16 protein-coding genes are annotated in these 18,986 nt (G+C 44.6%); 6 read left to right on the top strand and 10 right to left on the bottom strand.

Annotation, left to right across the window (positions count from 1 at the left end; genetic code table 11):
* Positions 1–25: 25 nt before the first annotated feature.
* The 7 genes from GYK50_RS04565 to GYK50_RS04595 form a co-directional block, all read right to left on the bottom strand.
* Complete coding sequence (locus GYK50_RS04565) at positions 26–691, bottom strand: trimeric intracellular cation channel family protein (protein WP_212564350.1); 666 nt, start codon at positions 689–691, stop codon at positions 26–28.
* 71 nt (positions 692–762) lie between these two features.
* Complete coding sequence (locus tag GYK50_RS04570; RefSeq protein ID WP_186474187.1) at positions 763–1,398, bottom strand: trimeric intracellular cation channel family protein; 636 nt, start codon at positions 1,396–1,398, stop codon at positions 763–765.
* Between the two features lie 102 nt (positions 1,399–1,500).
* Entirely contained in the window at positions 1,501–2,613 is a 1,113-nt protein-coding gene (locus GYK50_RS04575; protein ID WP_186474188.1) for a multidrug resistance efflux transporter family protein, read from the bottom strand.
* Positions 2,614–2,705: 92 nt separating this feature from the next.
* Complete coding sequence (gene queE, locus GYK50_RS04580) at positions 2,706–3,437, bottom strand: 7-carboxy-7-deazaguanine synthase QueE (protein ID WP_212564351.1); 732 nt, start codon at positions 3,435–3,437, stop codon at positions 2,706–2,708.
* 245 nt (positions 3,438–3,682) lie between these two features.
* Complete coding sequence (gene dapD, locus GYK50_RS04585; protein WP_071001928.1) at positions 3,683–4,504, bottom strand: 2,3,4,5-tetrahydropyridine-2,6-dicarboxylate N-succinyltransferase; 822 nt, start codon at positions 4,502–4,504, stop codon at positions 3,683–3,685.
* A gap of 247 nt (positions 4,505–4,751) precedes the next feature.
* Positions 4,752–5,708, bottom strand: coding sequence for an alpha/beta fold hydrolase (locus tag GYK50_RS04590; protein WP_212564352.1), 957 nt, complete (start codon positions 5,706–5,708; stop codon positions 4,752–4,754).
* A gap of 365 nt (positions 5,709–6,073) precedes the next feature.
* Positions 6,074–6,958 (bottom strand): LysR family transcriptional regulator, encoded by an 885-nt coding sequence (locus GYK50_RS04595; protein WP_058025278.1) that lies wholly within the window; start codon positions 6,956–6,958, stop codon positions 6,074–6,076.
* Between the two features lie 164 nt (positions 6,959–7,122).
* Between GYK50_RS04595 and GYK50_RS04600 the strand changes: the two genes are divergently transcribed.
* From GYK50_RS04600 to GYK50_RS04620, 4 genes are all read left to right on the top strand, one after another.
* The gene (locus tag GYK50_RS04600; protein WP_212564353.1) at positions 7,123–8,262 is read left to right on the top strand and encodes an alkene reductase; all 1,140 of its coding nucleotides are present in this window, start codon (positions 7,123–7,125) and stop codon (positions 8,260–8,262) included.
* 565 nt (positions 8,263–8,827) lie between these two features.
* On the top strand, positions 8,828–9,847 hold the full coding sequence (locus GYK50_RS04610) for a TAXI family TRAP transporter solute-binding subunit (protein ID WP_212564354.1): 1,020 nt from the start codon (positions 8,828–8,830) through the stop codon (positions 9,845–9,847).
* Positions 9,825–10,385 (top strand): DUF1850 domain-containing protein, encoded by a 561-nt coding sequence (locus tag GYK50_RS04615; RefSeq protein ID WP_212564355.1) that lies wholly within the window; start codon positions 9,825–9,827, stop codon positions 10,383–10,385. The genes GYK50_RS04610 and GYK50_RS04615 overlap by 23 nt, the downstream gene beginning before the upstream one ends.
* Positions 10,357–12,399 carry a TRAP transporter permease gene (locus GYK50_RS04620; RefSeq protein ID WP_201587703.1) on the top strand — a complete coding sequence of 681 codons (2,043 nt, stop codon included), beginning with the start codon at positions 10,357–10,359 and terminating at the stop codon, positions 12,397–12,399. The genes GYK50_RS04615 and GYK50_RS04620 overlap by 29 nt, the downstream gene beginning before the upstream one ends.
* Before the next feature lie 144 nt (positions 12,400–12,543).
* Here the strand turns inward: GYK50_RS04620 and lipA are convergent, their stop codons facing one another.
* Complete coding sequence (lipA, locus tag GYK50_RS04625) at positions 12,544–13,587, bottom strand: lipoyl synthase (RefSeq protein ID WP_186474195.1); 1,044 nt, start codon at positions 13,585–13,587, stop codon at positions 12,544–12,546.
* A 117-nt stretch (positions 13,588–13,704) separates the two neighbouring features.
* Entirely contained in the window at positions 13,705–14,115 is a 411-nt protein-coding gene (locus GYK50_RS04630; RefSeq protein ID WP_093068025.1) for a carboxymuconolactone decarboxylase family protein, read from the bottom strand.
* Between the two features lie 335 nt (positions 14,116–14,450).
* Between GYK50_RS04630 and acnB the strand changes: the two genes are divergently transcribed.
* Positions 14,451–17,054 carry a bifunctional aconitate hydratase 2/2-methylisocitrate dehydratase gene (acnB, locus tag GYK50_RS04635; RefSeq protein ID WP_212564356.1) on the top strand — a complete coding sequence of 868 codons (2,604 nt, stop codon included), beginning with the start codon at positions 14,451–14,453 and terminating at the stop codon, positions 17,052–17,054.
* Between the two features lie 243 nt (positions 17,055–17,297).
* Entirely contained in the window at positions 17,298–17,741 is a 444-nt protein-coding gene (locus tag GYK50_RS04640) for a PACE efflux transporter (RefSeq protein WP_212564357.1), read from the top strand.
* Positions 17,742–17,861: 120 nt separating this feature from the next.
* Here GYK50_RS04640 and GYK50_RS04645 read toward each other — a convergent pair whose 3' ends face one another.
* The gene (locus GYK50_RS04645) at positions 17,862–18,659 is read right to left on the bottom strand and encodes an enoyl-CoA hydratase/isomerase family protein (RefSeq protein ID WP_093068033.1); all 798 of its coding nucleotides are present in this window, start codon (positions 18,657–18,659) and stop codon (positions 17,862–17,864) included.
* Positions 18,660–18,986: the final 327 nt, after the last annotated feature.

The following is an 18,986-nucleotide window of genomic DNA, read 5'->3' on the forward strand; positions in this document are numbered from 1 at the left end:
CTATTTGCTACTTTTTGACTTAACATCAGTACTTCCACTCAAGAGTGGGGAACTGCCAATCATAACGAATAGCCAGCATACGCAAGGTAAAAATCGTACTCATCGCAGAAACATCAGCAACCCAATCAGCAACGCCTAAGTTCTTTAGAGCAAAGTATAGAATACCCCCAGTTAACGCCGCAGTGATATAAATCTCTTGCTGCAATACCAGTGGAATCTCATTACAAATCATATCGCGAATGATGCCACCAACGATGATGGTGATCACGCCCAATAACAGTGCCACTGGCACATTGGTACCCATACTATCAGCGACTTTGATACCGATGAGCGTAAAGGCAGATAGACCGATGGTATCGGACAGTTTGAGGAACTTGTCTACTCGTCTTGAGTTTGGATGAAAAAATATCTGCATGGCTAGGGAAGAGATCGTAATGAGCGTCAGATAGCTCATATCTACCATCCAAAACAGCGGATGACGATCCAAAATCACATCGCGTACGGTGCCGCCACCGATGGCTGTGACAATAGACACCAGCAAGCAACCAAAGACATCAAAGTTCTTATGCTTGGCTAGTATCGTCCCTGAAACGCTACAGGCGATAATCCCAATCATATCAAAAAAATAGATCAAAGAGCGCGGATCAAAAGTCGTGATTAGGACAGCAGGATCTAATACGATAGCCAACATAAGCCATTCTCACTATTTTTGATGATTGTCAGCTTTTATGTACAAAAAGCATTGCATTTTTGATCAGCTATTTAAGCAATCAAACGGATAGAGGGCAAATGCCAGTCGAATCTGAGCGCCAGCATACGCACGGCAAAGATGACAAAGAGCATAATAAACTCATTGATGCCAGCGCTGACACCGACATACTGTAGGCATAAATACGTTACAGATCCTGCGATACTGGCCGTGATATAAATCTCACGCTGCAATACGAGCGGTATCTCATTACAGATAATATCACGGAGCATCCCACCAATAATGGCTGTCCAGACGCCCATCATGATAGCAATAAGAGGTGACATACCTTGGGTCAATGCGACCTTAAAGCCAATCACGCTAAATGCCGCGAGACCAATGGCATCGAAAAGCTTAAGCGCATTGTCGATCTTGTGATATAGATGAAAGAATATTTGTAATATAAGGGATGTCACGGTAATGACGATCACATAGTTGAGATCCGTCATCCAAAATAGTGGGTGACGATCTAGTGCCATGTCACGTAGCGTACCGCCGCCAATCGCGTTGACCATCGAGACCAATATACAACCAGCAATATCAAAGCCTTTGTGCTGAGCGAGCAATGTCCCTGCAATCGCGCAGGCGATGATACCCACCATGTCCAATAAATATAATAGAATATCAGGAAAAATTAAATCATTAACCATGGTTATATTGCCAAATATTGAACATCAAAATGATGGAGTTTTTGTTTTGAATAATGAATTTTTGGCTGATGTAAAAAACTCAGCGCATCGTTAGAGCGTCATTTAGCCATCTTTTGCAAACAGTATCAAGCCAATGATAATCAGTACAATACCGACCAGACCTAAGGCTGAGGGTAGTGGATTTCCCAGCAGGATCATACCACCAATCAAAGCAAAAATGATTTCACTGGCTTGGGTCGAGTCAACGCCCGCGACCTCACTTGAGGTCACCGCGTGCTCACGCGCATATAAAAACAGACTGGTCGCGGCCACCCCTGATAACAAGGCGACCAGTAGCGTGTTAAACACCTGCGCGCTGCCAGGTAACTTAGGGCGTACTACCAACCCTAAGACAACCCAGAACGGGAAACTCCCGACGGTCATCAACCACACTTTGTTAAAGGCATTTTGTAACAGATCCGTCTCGATAACAGGAATACGTCTGATCAGGGTTTGCAGTGTGGAGTTGTTCGCAGTATCACGGTCAGCGCTATGCGTATCAGTAGCATTGTGGGCACTGGCCAATAGCGCTGTTTCTGCACGCATCGGCTGCGAGTGGTGCTCACTATCTTGATGCCTATCTTGGTGTCTAGCTTTATGCTGTTTCGCATTGTAAGAGGCCTGCCAAACCAACTGATTGCCAATAGGATAGCTAAACGCCGCGATCAGTGCTGGCAGCGCGCCATACAGTAGCATTTGCGTCAGTGGTATGGCATTGGCATCACTAGGCGCGTGCAAACCTTCACTGACGTTGACCAGTACCACGCCTACGAAGACAATCAGGGCATAAAAAATGAATTTTTTATCAAAGCGTTGTCCGAATGCCAGTAAGACAAGCAAACTGGTCACGACGGTAAACATAAAGGTCGCCGCCACAACCCAACCACTGGCGTGATCACCTGCATAACAGATGCCAGTATAAAACACGCCGAAGCCAATACTACCAGTAATGCACCAGAAACCTATATGTTGACGAAAAATCGCCCAAAGCTCTTCGATGCGTCCCATACCGTGTTGAACAGCAATCATTGCCGTCAGTAGTAGTAGCACAAATACGTAGCGCAAGCTCGCTGACCAAAACCAATGCCCACCAGCAGCGCTCATCAGCTCATTTAATACAAAGGTTGAGCTAAAAAACGCACCTGACAGTAGTCCTAGCAAGATCAGCCGAATCATGTTTCCTCCTTGAAAGTACGTGCCTGTATTTGTATTTATATTTATTGTTCTAAATGGATGTTCTATCAGTGACTAGCGTATGGTTTGTCTTTTTATTTGCCTTTGGCATCTGCCCAAATAATTTTGTGTAGTTGCAGCTGAAAACGAACGGGCAAGGCATCTGCCAGCATCCACTCAGCAAGCTCTCTTGCCAACACAGGTACCTCAGGGCTGAGCGCTTCATCGACATCATCTGCCACGTTGAACATCGGCGAAAACCAAACGGTACCGACCAATTCATTTAACTTATACTCGACTAGTTTTTCTTTTGCCCAGTCATAATCTGTGCGGTTCATGATGACAAACTTGATCTGATCGTGCTCGGTGAGATGATCGAGATTTGACCATAAGTTTTTGTCTACTTCGCCTGAGCTTGGTGTTTTGAGATCCATCACTTTGCTGACGGCTGGTGGTACATTTTGCACCGAGAGCGCGCCCGCTGTCTCAAGAGATATCTCATAGCCATCGCTGAGCAAGCGTTTCATCAACTCAATCGCATTTGGCTGTGCTAATGGCTCACCGCCAGTCAGGCAAATGCGCTTACATGGATAGCTTTTGATCGTGTCTATGATGGTTTCTAATGACTGACGCTCGCCGCCCGTAAAGGCATATTCGGTATCACAGTAGACGCAGCGCAGCGGACAGCCCGTTAGACGTACAAATATCGTCGGCAAGCCAGAAGTCAGGGCCTCACCTTGTAGGGAATAGAAAATCTCAGTCAAACGTAACCCCGCTTCAGGGTCAGTGACGGGGATAGCGGCGGTGCGCAATAGTGATTCACTCATAATATGTCAAATACAGTTAAAGGTTGATAAGGCGATGGAGCGGTTATCAATCGTAATAAAGAAGAAGGCAGGCTGTGGTATTTGTCGTTTTACGTTTGGATAAAACAAAACCAAAAAACGGATTATAACGCAACGCTCTGCATTAGGGTGCAAAAAAGACGCTGAAGTTTTCTTCAGCGTCTTTAGTAACTATGATTTATCGACGTCCGTACCGTTCGGGTACGAGGCTATAAATATTAAAAATACTAGTCTAAACGTAATAGCTCATTCACAGCGGTTTTAGCACGCGTTTGCGCGTCTACCTTTTTCACGATGATTGCAGCGTACAAGCTGTGAGTGCCGTCTTCTGATGGCAAGCTGCCTGGTACGACAACAGAGCCTGCTGGTACACGGCCGCGATGGATCTCACCAGTTTCACGGTCATAGATACGCGTCGATTGACCGATATAGACACCCATAGAGATGACAGCGCCTTCTTCGACGATCACGCCTTCAACGATTTCAGAGCGCGCACCGATAAAGCAGTTGTCTTCGATGATGGTTGGGTTGGCTTGTAATGGCTCTAAAACACCGCCAATACCAACGCCGCCTGATAAATGCACGTTTTTGCCGATTTGCGCACATGAGCCAACGGTCGCCCACGTATCAACCATCGCGCCTTGATCGACGTACGCGCCAATGTTGACGTATGATGGCATCAATACCGCACCCGCTGCGATATATGAACCTTTGCGAGCAACGGCTGGTGGTACCACACGGACGCCTGCTTCTTTGAACTGTGCTTCAGTCCAGTTAGCAAATTTCGTTGGCACTTTGTCATAGAACTGCACATGCTCGCCCGCTGCTTGAACGTAGTTGTCGTTCAGGCGGAACGATAGTAGTACTGCTTTTTTGGCCCACTGATTGACGACCCATTCGCCATCTTTCTTTTCGGCAACGCGTAGGCTGCCATTATCTAGCTGCTCAAGTACTTGCTCAATCGCGTCACGCACGTCTTGTGGCATGTTGCTTGGGCTGTATTCGTTGCGGTTTTCAAAAGCTTGTTCGATGGTTTGTTGTAATGACATAAAGATTCCTAAAATAAGTAAAAGGGAGAGGTGACTCGTATTTATAGTGACATAACTTGGGCGGACTGGCTTAAAATACAATACTTGTGAAATATGGACGATTGTACAAGATAACTGGGCCAAAAAACTTGCTTGCCATATTGTCGCTAATTTGACCACTTTTAGCAAACAAGTTCAGTATTTCATTGTGGCAGTGCTAGAGAAGAAGCGCTCACAAGACTGCTCAAGATGAATTGTTTATCGTACTTTAAGTGTCTGGTGTGGTACTTTTTATCCATGCCAAAATATCTTGATAAACCGTTTGATTGTCTGTTTCGTGCAATACTTCATGGCGCATATTGGGATACAGTTGAATGTCAACATGGTTAAATTTTTGTTTATGTAGGCGTTTGACCACGCGGCGAATACCGCGTCCCATGTTACCAATAGGATCATCTTCACCGCTGATAAATAGCATTGGGAAGTTTTTGGCAATGGTGGTAGCCCAGCCTTTATTTAGTCCAGTATCCATCAAAGTAAATAATGTCATAAAGCCATTATTGGTAAAGTCAAAACCAGTCTTTGGATCAGCTTCATAGGCTTCAATATTTGCAGTATTTTCACTCAACCAAGCAAACTGTGAGGATGCGGTGCGATCCTTTAGTTGACTGTTCAATACCTTATTCATGGTATTGGCAAGGACGGTGTTTGGCTGTCTAGGCGCTACTTTTGCCAATACTTTATTGATAGGTAGCAAAACTTTGGTCAATGGATTGACGTCCGCTGAACCCATCAATATCGCTCCAGTGAAATTATGCGCATGATGCTTAAGTACGTTACGCACGATAAACGAGCCCATGGAGTGGCCCATCACAAAATGCGGTACATCGGGGTGACGTGCTTTTAGGCTATCTGCCATGACAATCACATCTTTTAGCAGCGACTGCACGGGATGCTCTTCACCAAAAAACCCTAAATCTGCTTTGGTTTTGATGGTTTGACCATGACCAAGATGATCATAGGTTGCGACAGCGATGCCATTGTCCGCCAAGAACTGTGCAAAATCTGCATAGCGACCACTGTGCTCTGCCATCCCATGCACAATCAATAGCGTCGCGCTGATGGCAATATTTTTGTCACTTGGCTCAAAAAAGTTGTGGTGCAAGTAGTGAGTGTTGTCGGAGGAGAGAATGTTATCATTACTGGTATCGAGAGTGTTACTCATATAAGCTTCCTTGACAGGTTTTAATGGTCTATAGTCAATCCACTATAAAAGCGTTACAGCGTTAACCTTGCTTGAATTATGACAGATACATCTGCACTCGGTTGCCTTGTACCGCTCTTAAATTGGATCAACTATATATTTTTTATGGATCGTTATTTCAAAAATGTCGATCAGTTAGGTGGCGTCGTTATGATTTTATTTTACTAGGCGCTGATTGGTCGACCATTTTACCTTATTTTTTTGTGTCACGTGACAGGGTAATGAAATCTATATTTGCTAGCACCATTTAACGACAAAAATGAATGTGATCAATATTCTCTACGCCATTTTTAAGTGGGATTGGCTATACTAACTACTCCTACCCATTATAAATCTCGTAATTGCTCGATTAGCCAACGGTGAATGCCACTGTCATTGGTACGTGGATGCCAAGCGGCTATTATCTTAAAGGTAGGCGGTAGGGCTTCTACTTTAAGCGCTTTAACTTTACTGTTTGGCAGTAGTCGCGCGGGATAAAAAGCAATCATGTCAGTGGTATGCAAAATATCTGGCACAGCTGAAAAGCTAGGCACTGACATCACAATGTTTCGCTTAAGCCCTTTTTCGGCAAACCACTGATCATGAGAACCGCGCAAGTTGGCACGCGAAGGCGATACCACCAGCTGCGGGTGTGCTGCAATTTGTGCCAGTGTTAACACCTTTGTTGCGAACTCGTTTTTATAACCTGTAATGCATAAATGTTGTTCTTCAAACAAAGTGACATAAGATAAATTATCAGGGATAAACTCTGGAAAGGTAAGCAGTAAATCAAGTTCGCCTGCCGCAATAAGCTGATTGATGTTGTCTGAGGCAAAATCTCGCACTATCAATTTTAAGTTAGGCGCTTCACGGCGCGTTAGATTAAACAACTGCGGTAATAATGCCTGCGTCGCATAATCGGTCACACTAATCGTAAAAACACCTTTATAGGTTTGCGGCGTAAACACATCCGGCTCCAAGAGCACCTCTAACTGTCTTAATATATCGTTAATAGGTTGCTGCATCGATAGTGCTTTTGGTGTGGGCACCATGCTATTTCCTTGACGGATAAACAGACGATCATCAAATAGATCACGTAGCTTACGCAGCTGCTCACTGATAGCTTGTTGGGTTAAGCCCATTTTGCGTGCAACTTTTGATAGGTTCTTTAGATCAAGCAATGCCTGTAGCACTCTGAGCTGTTTGATATCAAGCCGATTTATACCATTCATCATCTGTACCATTAATAATTGTATCTTCAACAAGAAAACGTTGTTTCTAATTGTACCTCTAAAACTTTATGATTACTCATATTACTTAAGTGATCAATCAAACCTTAAAACAACGGATAAATTTCAAGTAATAAGCCTATCTGTTTGCTATAAAAGAGAATGTTATGAAACAAACTATTCCTAATACCAGTGCACTGTTTTCGCCTGTAAAACTTGGGCCTTATACGCTTAAAAATCGTATTGTGATGCCACCATTGACGCGCTCTCGTAGCACGCAACCTGGCAATATTCCTAATGATTTAATGGCAAGTTATTATGCCCAGCGTGCTTCTGCAGGCTTTATGGTGACGGAGGGGACACAGATCGAAGCCAGAGGCCAAGGTTATGCATGGACGCCAGGTATTCATACGCAAGCACAAATTGAAGGCTGGAAAAAAATCACGCAAGCGGTACATGCCAAGGGCGGTATTATTTTTGCTCAGCTATGGCACGTTGGCCGTGTGTCTCATACTAGCTTACAACCCAACCAAAATCAGCCTGTAGCGCCCTCTGCTATTACTGCTGATAATGTCAAAGTATTCATTGAAACAGGTCCAGGCGAAGGTGCTTTAGCTGATCCAAGTGAGCCGCGGGCACTGAGAACAGAAGAGGTGAGCGAGTTGATAACGATGTACGCTCAAGCCGCTCGCAACGCCTTAGAAGCGGGTTTTGATGGGGTAGAACTGCACTGTGCCAATGGTTATTTAGTGAACCAGTTTATCTCTGAGCATAGCAATAAACGTGATGACCAGTATGGTGGCTCGCTAGAGAATCGTTTGCGGTTCCTAAAAGAAGTGGTTGCTGCTGTCAGTGATGTGGTCGGTGCTGATCGTTTAGGCGTCCGTTTTGCGCCTTTGTTTGCTAGTACCGGTGAGGATCGTGTGTACTTAGGGCTGGTAGAATCAGATCCTCATCATACTTATATTGAAGCGGTTAAAGTACTTGAGAAAGCGGGCATCGCTTATTTGTCCATTGCAGAAGCTGATTGGGATAATGCACCTGATTTACCAGAGCCCTTTTATCAAGCGGTTAGAGCTGAGTTTTCAGGACGTATTATTTATGCAGGAAAATACACTGTAGAGAAATCGCTCAATATGTTATCTAAAGGTTATGGTGATTTATTTGCTTTTGGTCGTCCTTTTATTGCTAATCCTGATTTACCAGAGCGCATAGCTCATCATTGGCCGCTCAATGAGGTAGATCCAGCCACAATGTATGGTGGCACGGAAATAGGCTATAGCGATTATCCTTATTATCAAAAGTAGCTATTAAAAAAATAAGGCCATTCGTGGCCTTATTTTTTTATAAAGTGAATACTGGATTATGAAAATAATCGAAAATGGCGTAGATAATCTTAGTAGTGTTAAACATTGGGTATAAATTGATGGCAAAAAAGATATCGTTCGCTATGCCTCGCACCATGCTCAAAGATGAACACTGGACAAGACTGAAACCTATATTACTAGAACTTAATATCTATGTCATACTTCAAGCGAGGTTAACGCTGTAACGCTTTTATAGTGGATTGACTATATACAGCGTAATGCATGCACATAAACCGTGATAAAGGTTTACAACAGCATCGAAATTTGGTTAAATAAAGTTGAAACTAAGTTTCACATAGCGAAACAATATAAGTTTTGGCTATGATAAAAGATGCAAGTATTTTCTCAAAAAGCCTGAAATATAAGGCATTGAAAGCAAAAGAGAAAACAGTCTTTGGTTTATTTATCACAAAAATTGCTATATTATTACTCAGGTGTAACGGATTAATACCTATATATTAATGCCGTTTATTGTATTAAATAGATTATTTCAAGGATGAACTCAATGCTCACTTCTCTAAAATCTCCCTTACTTTTTTCAGCGATATTAAGCGCCATGCTAGGCTTAACCGCCTGCTCATCGCCAAGCTCAGAAGGCAATGAGACGGCTGCTGCGGATAGTACGTCAGCTGATGCGGCTACCGATACACTCGATACTAAGTTCCTAACCATTGCCACAGGCGGTGCGTCTGGCCCTTATAACATCATCGGCACTGCATTGTCCGAAGTCTATGTCAAAAACTTTGGGGTCAACTCAAAGACACAAACCACAGGCGCATCGGTCGAAAACGTCAATCTATTGACCCAAGGCAAAGTGGACATGGTCTTGGCACTCAGTGACGTGGTCACGGACGCGGTCGAAGGCAAAAACAACTTCGATAAGCCTATTGACAACATCCAGCAAATTGCCGTTTTGTATCCTAACGTCGTACAAATCGTGACGACAAAAGACACGGGTATCAAAACCATCGAAGATTTAAGGGGCAAGCGCATCGCAGTTGGTGATCAAGGCTCTGGTACCGAAGTCAATGCGCGAACCCTACTAGAAGGGTTTGGTATCACTTATGATGACATCACTGTCGATTATTTGGGTTTTGCTGAAGCTGCTGATGGCATGAAAGCGGGCAAAATCGAAGCCGCATTCTTTAGTAGTGGTCTGCCAAACTCATCGCTTATGGAGCTTGAGCAAGGCGTGGATTTGCAGTTGGTTTCTATCGACCAAGACAAGCTAAAAGAAATCATTGCAACCAAGCCTTACTTCAAAACCTTTGAAATCCCTGCTGGAACGTATGGCAATGATGCTGCGATTCCAACTGCCGCAATCATGAATGCATTATTGGTGAACTCTGATCTTTCTGAAGCCGATGGTTATAAACTGACCAAAGCGTTGTTTGATAACTTGGACGGTCTAAAAACGGCACACCAAGCAGCCAACGATATCAGTCTAGAGACGGCTAGTGAAGGTATGGTCGCTCCAATTCATCCTGGCGCTAAAAAGTACTATGACGAACAAGCCGCCAAATAATTTATTATGGTTATCGACTGGCGCAGCATGTATTGCAGCGCTGGTTTTTTTGACCCTATGGATAGGTGTCGCGCGTCAGTCTGTGGTCGAAGTGCGTGTTGCGATAGCGGGTAGCGACGACAAGGTATGTTATTTCACTGACCCTGACTTTCAGCTGCGCTGGATACATTCTGTAGAAAAGCAGTGGTGGGAAGAGCAGTACCAACGCATAGAAAAAAGCAGCACAGAAGAGGCTATGCTACTCCTCACCACCACATACTTTGAAGCATTTGGTGCTGGTACGCCTTCGACCGAACCCCTGGCCCCCATACAAAAACTTGGCTATCTGGGTTACCAAATCAATGAAAAACTACCTAGCCTAAATTGGGTAGTCTCTAGACTGACCAAAGGCGAGATCGATTATACTGGTCACCGTTTTTTGATTCATCAGTGGGTGCCGGATTATTCTGAAGTGGTGATCATGCCTAAGACGTATGGTTTAATTGATAGATTTAAAAAGGACTTGTGTCATGAACTCCCAAGTGACGGATCACGGTAGCGTGAATACCACGCCAGATGCCAATGTTGATAAAGATGCTGATGCAGATGCGATCAACAAAGCAGTACTGGAAAAATATGACCGAGAGTCAATCACACGTCATATTACGCAAGGGCCAGTAAAGTATTTCATTGCTGGTATTTGTATACTCTATTCACTTTTTCATCTTTATATTACCTTTAACCCGATGCCTGCATTGCTACAGCGCTCTGTACACGTCGGTGTTGGTTTTGCCTTAATTTTCTTGATTTTCCCCGCCAGTAAAAATAGCAGCCGCAGTCGCGTCGCTTGGTATGACTGGATTTGGTTTTTATTGTCTTTATCTGGTATGAGCTACTTGATCTACGAGTATCAGGATATTGTGACCTCGCGTGGCGGTATGGCTAATCCGCTTGATGTGATATTTTCACTGATCACTGTGGTCTGTGTGCTAGAAGGCAGTCGCCGTATCACCGGTTGGATTTTGCCAATATTGGCAGGGATATTTTTGGCCTATCCGTTTGTTAGTCACATGGATTTCATGCCTGATAGATTGCTGACTCGCCCTTATGATATGGGCGATATTTTTGGTCAATTGTTTCTAAAAACCGAAGGTCTGTATTCTGTTGCGATTGGCGCGTCAGTGACCTTTATCTTTTTGTTCATTCTCTTTGGTGCATTCTTGGCACGCTCAGGAATGGGACAGCTGTTTAATGATTTGGCATTAGCCATCGCAGGTCACAAAAAAGGAGGACCTGCAAAAGTCGCGGTGATTTCTAGTGGCTTTATGGGCAGTATCAATGGTTCTGCATTATCAAACGTGGTAAGTACGGGTGCCTTTACCATTCCATTGATGAAAAAGGTTGGTTATCATAAAGATTTTGCAGGCGCGGTTGAGGCCAGTGCCTCGGTTGGCGGACAGATTTTGCCACCGATTATGGGAGCCAGTGCGTTCATTATGGCGGAGACCACTGGTCTGCCGTATAGTACGATTGCGCTTGCCGCTTTGTTGCCTGCGATATTGTACTACTTAGGGGTCATTGCACAAGTGCACTTCCGCGCTGGACGTCGTGACCTAAAAGGTATCGCCAAAGAGAGCTTACCCGCGGTAAAAGAAGTGTTAAAAGCTCGCGGTCACATGCTATTACCGATTGTCTTCTTGATTTTCTTATTAATCAGAAATGTACCTGTGGGATATGCAGCTGCTTATACGATTGGTTTTACCGTGGTAATCAGTATGCTACGTGCTGAAACACGTATGAGCTTCTCTGATATTTTAGGTGCATTAGAAGACGGTGCGCGCCAGTCGCTCGCGGTTATGGCGGCTTGTGCAGTCGTCGGTATTATCATTGGCGTGGTCAGTCTGACCAGCTTTGGTACGGTAATGACATCTTCTATCGTGACCTTAGGCGCAGGGTCGTTGTTCTTTACGCTTATTTTGACGATGTTAGCTTCAATGGTCTTGGGCATGGGGCTACCTTCTATTCCTGCCTATATCATTACCGCGACCATGGCAGCCCCGGCATTGGCAGGGTTTGATATTCCAATCTTGTCAGCGCATATGTTTGTCTTCTACTTTGGTATCTTTGCCAATATTACCCCGCCTGTGTGTCTAGCAGCTTTTGCTGGTGCGGGTATCTCTGGTGGCGACCCGATGAAAACAGGGTTCTTGTCGCTCAAACTGGCACTTGCCGGATTTATCGTACCGTTTATGTTTATTTATAGTCCGACGATGCTCATGATAGATCCAACTGGTCTGGCAGTTACGGCGAAAGACTTCCCGCTACCGCCTATTTTGGATATTATCACAGTCGTTGTGACCTCAGTGACAGGTGTGATTGCATTAAGCTCAGCGCTTGAGGGGTACTTCAGAGGTGAGATGAATACCATAACCCGTATCATCTTAGCGATTGGTGCCTTGTTATTGATTTATCCTGAGTTGATGACAGGTATCGTAGGCGGTGTGATTGTACTTAGTATTGCGGTATTCAATATAAAGACAAGTGCGGCACCAACGCCGACAGTGAGTGTTTAGTTTTAGCCACTGATATTAGAGTAAGTCATAAAAAAGGGTGAATAACAGATTTGTTATTCACCCTTTTTGTGTTTTAACAACTGTATTAACGATAGCGTGTAGCAACAGTGGTTAGCGGCGGTTTTATATCACCGTATGGCTAAATTAGCAGCCAAGTTTGCCTTCCGCTTCTAATGCTTTTTTGCTGCGGATAGGTGCTGGGCAATCTTCGCCATAGTACTGACGATCGGCAAAGTAGCTTGAGCGTACCATTGGGCCTGCCCAAATGCTAAAGAAGCCAATCTTTTTGCCGTAGTCCATATAGCGTTGGAACTCGTCTGGATGGACATAACGGTCAACAGGTGCATGGTTCTTACTAGGCTGTAGATACTGACCAATCGTGATCATATCGACGTCATGCGCTTTTAGATCATCAAGTAGCGCATAGACCTCTTCTTCGGTCTCGCCGAGGCCAACCATAAAGCCGCATTTGGTCGCGATATCAGGGCGACGTTCTTTATAAATCTTAAGCAAGTCGAGTGAATGCTGATAATCAGAACCTGGACGGAAGGCTTTGTATAGACGTGGCACGGTTTCAATATTGTGGTTAAACACATCTGGCGCAGTCTCTGTCAGTAAGTCCAATGCAATATCCATACGACCACGGAAATCGGGTACAAGGATCTCGATCAAACAATTTGGGCTAAGCGCTCTTGACTCGTTTAGCACTTCTACAAAATGTCCAGCACCGCCATCTTTTAGATCATCACGATCGACAGACGTAATCACGGCGTATTTAAGACCCAAGCCTTGAATGGTTTCAGCAGTGTGGCGCGGCTCATCTTTATCAAGCTCGTTCGGGCGACCATGACCGACATCACAGAACGGACAGCGGCGAGTACAGATATCACCCATAATCATAAAGGTGGCGGTGCCGTCACCAAAGCACTGCGCAAGATTCGGGCAAGCGGCTTCTTCACAAACAGTATAGAGCTTTTGTTCGCGTAGTTTGGCTTTGATACGCGCCACCTCGGCAGGTGAGGACATTTTTACTCGAATCCAATCCGGCTTTTTCTTCGCTTCGACTGTCGGGATTACTTTAATTGGGATGCGCGCGACTTTATCGTAGCCACGTAGTTTTTCGCCTTGAATGGCTTTTTTTGGTTTTACTCTTGGCGCAGGAATATGGGTTTGTACGGCAGTAGTCATAATCAATGATCTCTTAACCCTTTATAGTATAAGGGTTTATGGAATTATCAGCATGCTTTATAGGTGTCTTTATTATAACAGATATTGCGCTCAGGGTTTATTATTCAACCTTTTGTGCTATGGCTTTTTGTTTAAGTTGTCAATATCTATACCCATCTCATTAAACACTTTGATAGCCGCGCGAAACGCTTCTTGCGTGGCAGGTGCGCCGCAGTATGGGAGGCTATGCATCAGCACTTCGCGAATCTCAGCGACGCTAGCGCCATTATTAATAGCGCCTCTGATATGTCCTTTTAACTCATTTGGGCTTTTTTGCGCAATTAAAAAAGCAATGGTAATCAGTGAGCGATATTTGCGTGGTAGTACTGACTCATCTTGCCATGTGCTGCCCCACGCGTGCTCTATAATCCAGTCTTGCAGCGGCTGAGTAAATCCAGTCGCCGTATCAAGCGAGCGTTTGACATGTGCTTCACCCATCACTTCTGTGCGTACCTTGAGGCCATTATCATAGTTAGTGTTGCTATCCATATTGGCTGTCCTTTGATGTCTTATAGAAATGTCTGATAAAAGCGTATAACAGTCATATGGTGTCTGCGCACTCATAAAGCAAGTTTTTATCAATCAGTGCAGGTACGTAAATACGAGCGATTATAAGGCGTGCAATCATATTATTGATGGGACTATTTTTATAATAAATGTTGGATATGGCCTTACTATGAGCCTTTTGAAGGCTCAGCCATTAACATTTAGAGCGTTTTAAGCTATGATTGCACGGATAATTATTTTCTATAGTATATAGACGCAGGCGGTCATGCTGACTACCCACGTAATGTGCTAAATCCCAACTGACGAGGACGACTATTGTGTTAGAAGCTTATCGTAAACATGTCGAAGAACGTGCTGAGCTAGGAACGGTTCCGCTACCATTGAACGAAAAACAAGTAGCAGAGTTGGTTGAATTACTAAAGAACCCGCCAGCAGGCGAAGATGCATTTTTGATGAACTTGCTAGAAAACCGTATCCCTGCTGGTGTAGACCAAGCAGCCTACGTCAAAGCGGCATTTTTGGCAGCTATCTTAAAAGGTGAGACGTCATCACCATTGATCAGCAAGCAAAAAGCGGTTGAAATCCTAGGTACGATGCAAGGTGGCTACAATGTACAGCCATTGGTTGCGGCACTAGATGACAGCGAAGTCGCACAAGACGCTGCTGAAGCATTAAAGAAAACTTTGCTCGTATTTGACGCGTTCAATGACGTGACTGAAAAAGCCGAAGCGGGCAACACCATTGCTAAAGAAGTCGTTCAATCTTGGGCTGACGCAGAATGGTTCTTGAATCGCCCTGAAGTACCAAAGAAAACCACTTACACGACGTTCAAAGTTACTGGCGAGACCAACACGGATGACTTGTCACCAGCGCAAGACGCATGGAGCCGTCCTGATATCCCATTGCATTCATTAGCCATGCACAAAAACTCTCGTGACGGCATTACTGCTGACGAAGAGGGCGTGCGTGGTCCAATGAAACTTATTGATGAGCTAAAAGAAAAAGGCCACCCACTTGCATACGTTGGTGACGTTGTCGGTACCGGCTCTAGCCGTAAGTCTGCGACCAACTCAGTGCTATGGCTGATGGGTGAAGACATTCCTAACGTGCCAAACAAACGTGGTGGCGGTCTAGTACTCGGTAACAACATCGCTCCGATTTTCTTCAACACGATGGAAGATTCTGGCGCATTGCCAATCGAAAAGGTCGCGGTTGATAACCTAAATATGGGTGATGTATTTGACATCTACCCACATGACGGCAAAATCACCAAGCATGACTCTGATGAAGTGCTATCAACGTTTACGCTAAGCTCGCCAACATTGCTTGATGAAGTGCGTGCTGGTGGCCGTATTCCATTGATCGTTGGTCGTGGTTTGACCAACCGTGCGCGTGAATACATGGGTCTTGGTCACTCAGACGTGTTTGCTAAGCCAGAAGAGCCAGCCGATACGGGTAAAGGCTTTACGCTAGCGCAAAAAATGGTTGGTAAAGCGTGTGGCCTAGAAGGCGTACGTCCAGGTATGTACTGTGAGCCTAAGATGACTACGGTCGGCTCTCAGGATACGACTGGCCCAATGACACGTGACGAGCTAAAAGACTTGGCATGTTTGGGTTTCCAAGCGGATCTCGTGATGCAGTCATTCTGTCATACTGCGGCTTATCCAAAACCAGTTGACGTTGAGACTCAGCACACACTACCTGACTTTATCATGAACCGTGGTGGCGTCAGCTTACGTCCAGGTGATGGTATCATTCACTCGTGGCTTAACCGTATGCTACTGCCAGATACCGTTGGTACTGGTGGTGACTCACATACTCGCTTCCCAATGGGCATCTCGTTCCCAGCAGGCTCTGGTCTGGTTGCTTTCGCAGCGGCGACTGGTGTGATGCCACTTGATATGCCTGAGTCTGTCCGTGTTCGTTTCGTTGGTGAGCGTCAGCCTGGTATCACCTTGCGTGACCTCGTACATGCGATTCCTTATCAAGCGATCAAAGAAGGCTACTTGACGGTTGATAAGAAAGGTAAAATCAACGAGTTCAACGGTCGTATCCTTGAGATCGAAGGTCTAGAAGATTTGACCGCTGAGCAAGCGTTCGAGCTGTCTGATGCGTCTGCGGAGCGTAGTGCGGCTGGCTGTACCATTACCTTGTCTGAAGATTCAGTAACTGAGTACCTAAACTCAAACATCACGCTGCTTAAGTGGATGATTTCAGAAGGCTATGGCGATGCGCGTACCATCAGCCGCCGTATCGAAGCCATGCAAGAGTGGCTTGCAAACCCAAGCCTCATGCGTGCGGATGATGATGCTGAATATGCTATCGACATCACTATCGATATGAGCGAGATCAAAGAGCCTATCCTTTGCTGCCCGAACGATCCAGATGATGCCAAGACCTTGGCAGACGTGGCAGGCGATACCATTGATGAAGTATTCATTGGTTCGTGCATGACCAACATCGGTCACTTCCGTGCCGCTGGTAAATTGCTACAAGACGTACCAGCAGGTAGCCTCAAGACTCGTCTATGGATTGCACCGCCTACTAAGATGGATGCACGCCAGTTGATGGAAGAAGGTTACTACAACGTCTACGCACAAGCCGGCGCTCGTACTGAAATGCCAGGTTGTTCACTATGTATGGGTAACCAAGCACGTATCGCACCGAAGTCTACTGCGGTATCAACATCAACTCGTAACTTCCCGAACCGTCTGGGTCAAGGCGCGAACGTATACCTAGCATCTGCAGAGCTTGCCGCAGTCGCCGCCGTACTTGGTAAATTGCCGACTAACGACGAGTATCAGCAGTATGCTGGCATGCTCAACAGCATGGGTGATGAAGTGTATCAATACATGAACTTCGACCGTATGGAAGACTATACGGAAGAAGCAGACAAAATCAACGTTGCTCAGTTGACCTAATTTTGGTTAAAAATTGAGTTAGCCGTTTTTAAGTAAACAAAACCCCGTATCGTCATGATGCGGGGTTTTTGTTATGAAGGCACCAGCTGATTTCTCTCACTATCTTCTGTATAATATAAGGGCAGGCGGAAACCGTGGCTCTGCACTTCGCTTACCTCTTTTTTATCTTTTCTATCTCGGGACGGACCGATACTTTGATACGTACTTCTTTGTTTAAGAATAGGTGCTTTGGAGTTTTGGTTGATGATTACATTATCACCGTTTAGACGTCGTATTGTCTACGTAACTGTGTTCGAGATTGTCGCAATTATCTCCTCTACCTTTGTATTGATGAAGCTGAGCAATAGCAAGGCGTCAGAATCATTGCCCGTTGCGATGATGGTCTCTCTAGCAGCCGTTATTTGGAACTTTCTATATAATACTGCTTTTGAAGCATGGGAGCGTCGCAGGCATATTGCGTGTCGTACGTTATGGATACGTAGTGCTCATGCGTTTGGTTTTGAAGTCGGTTTGGTTTTGATTTGCTTACCGCTATATATGATTTGGTATCACGTTGGCTTATTCCAAGCGTTTATGATGGAAGCTGCCTTGCTAGTGTTTTTCTTAATTTATAATTTCGTATTCACCTTTATTTTTGACAAGATATTTACCTTACCGTATCACTATAAGTCAGTATCTGCTTCTTAACCGCAGACATAAACGAAAAGAGGGCTACCATATTGGCAGCCCTTTTTTTTGATACTATAAATAGCGAGTTATTTAGTTATGAATAAATTTAGCCGTCAAATCAACCCGCTTACTACTCAATCATTTACCTTGATAAACTGGTTTACGCTTTTCAATAAAGGCGCTGACGCCTTCGATAAAGTCATCGGTTTTTGCCATCATGGTCTGCTGCTCCACTTCCATATCTAATGCCTCGTTCAAACCCATAAACGCGTGCACATTGAACATATGTTTCATAGAGGCTAGGGCTTTACCTGGAAGCTGGCTCAATCTTAGAGCCAATGCTTGAACGGTGGCGTCTAGCTCTTCTGCACTAACCACTTGATTGACCAGATTTAAGCGTGCCATATCTTCTGCTTTTAGCTTATCACCCAGCATCACAAGCTCAGTGGCTTTTGCTGTACCAACCAATTGATTCAATAAATAAATACCGCCTGCATCTGGCACTAAACCAATATTGACAAAGGCTTGGACAAACTTTGCATTATCCGCTGCGATACGAAAATCACAGGTAAGCGCTAAGTTCATGCCAGCCCCTGCTACGGCACCTTCTAATTTGGCAATGATGGGTTTATGGACATTACGTAGCTTTAAGCTGACTTCGCCTGCGCCTTCTACCATGCCCTTTAGTTTGTTTGAAATAATGTCCTTATCCAATCCTTCAGATAACATCTCTTTGATATCACCGCCACTTGAAAAATTACCACCAGCGCCTTGCAAGATAATGACTCGTACTTGATCATCAGCCGCTGCTTTATCTAGCGCTATTAACACGTTGTTTTTTAGTGGCGTGCCAAACGCATTTAAGCTTTTTGGATCGTTAAACGTAATGGTGGCAATGTGATTATTCACTTGATAATCAACGATAGACTGTGACATTTGAGATTTCCTTATTTTCAATAACAGTTTTAAATGGTTGTTTTGTGCCTAGGTATAAAAAATAGTGGTACAAATTGGTGATAACAAATAACGTAATGTTGATTACTATAGCAGCTTGCGCGCATTATAAAAGCAGGTTTTGTGGGCGCTTAAGACACATCTACATGGCGGTTAGCTCTTTGAGCTGCTCGTATAGACTGCCATGCCTGTATGAACAAAAAGAGTGTATGAATAAGATACAGATAATACCCATGGTTCATAAAAAGGTGAGTTCCTGACTTATTAATAGATTATGCTACTATGCAGGTAGCGCGTTAGGTCATGCGC

The sequence above is a fragment of the Psychrobacter pacificensis genome (genome assembly GCF_018336615.1).
Taxonomy (GTDB): Bacteria; Pseudomonadota; Gammaproteobacteria; order Pseudomonadales; family Moraxellaceae; genus Psychrobacter; species Psychrobacter pacificensis.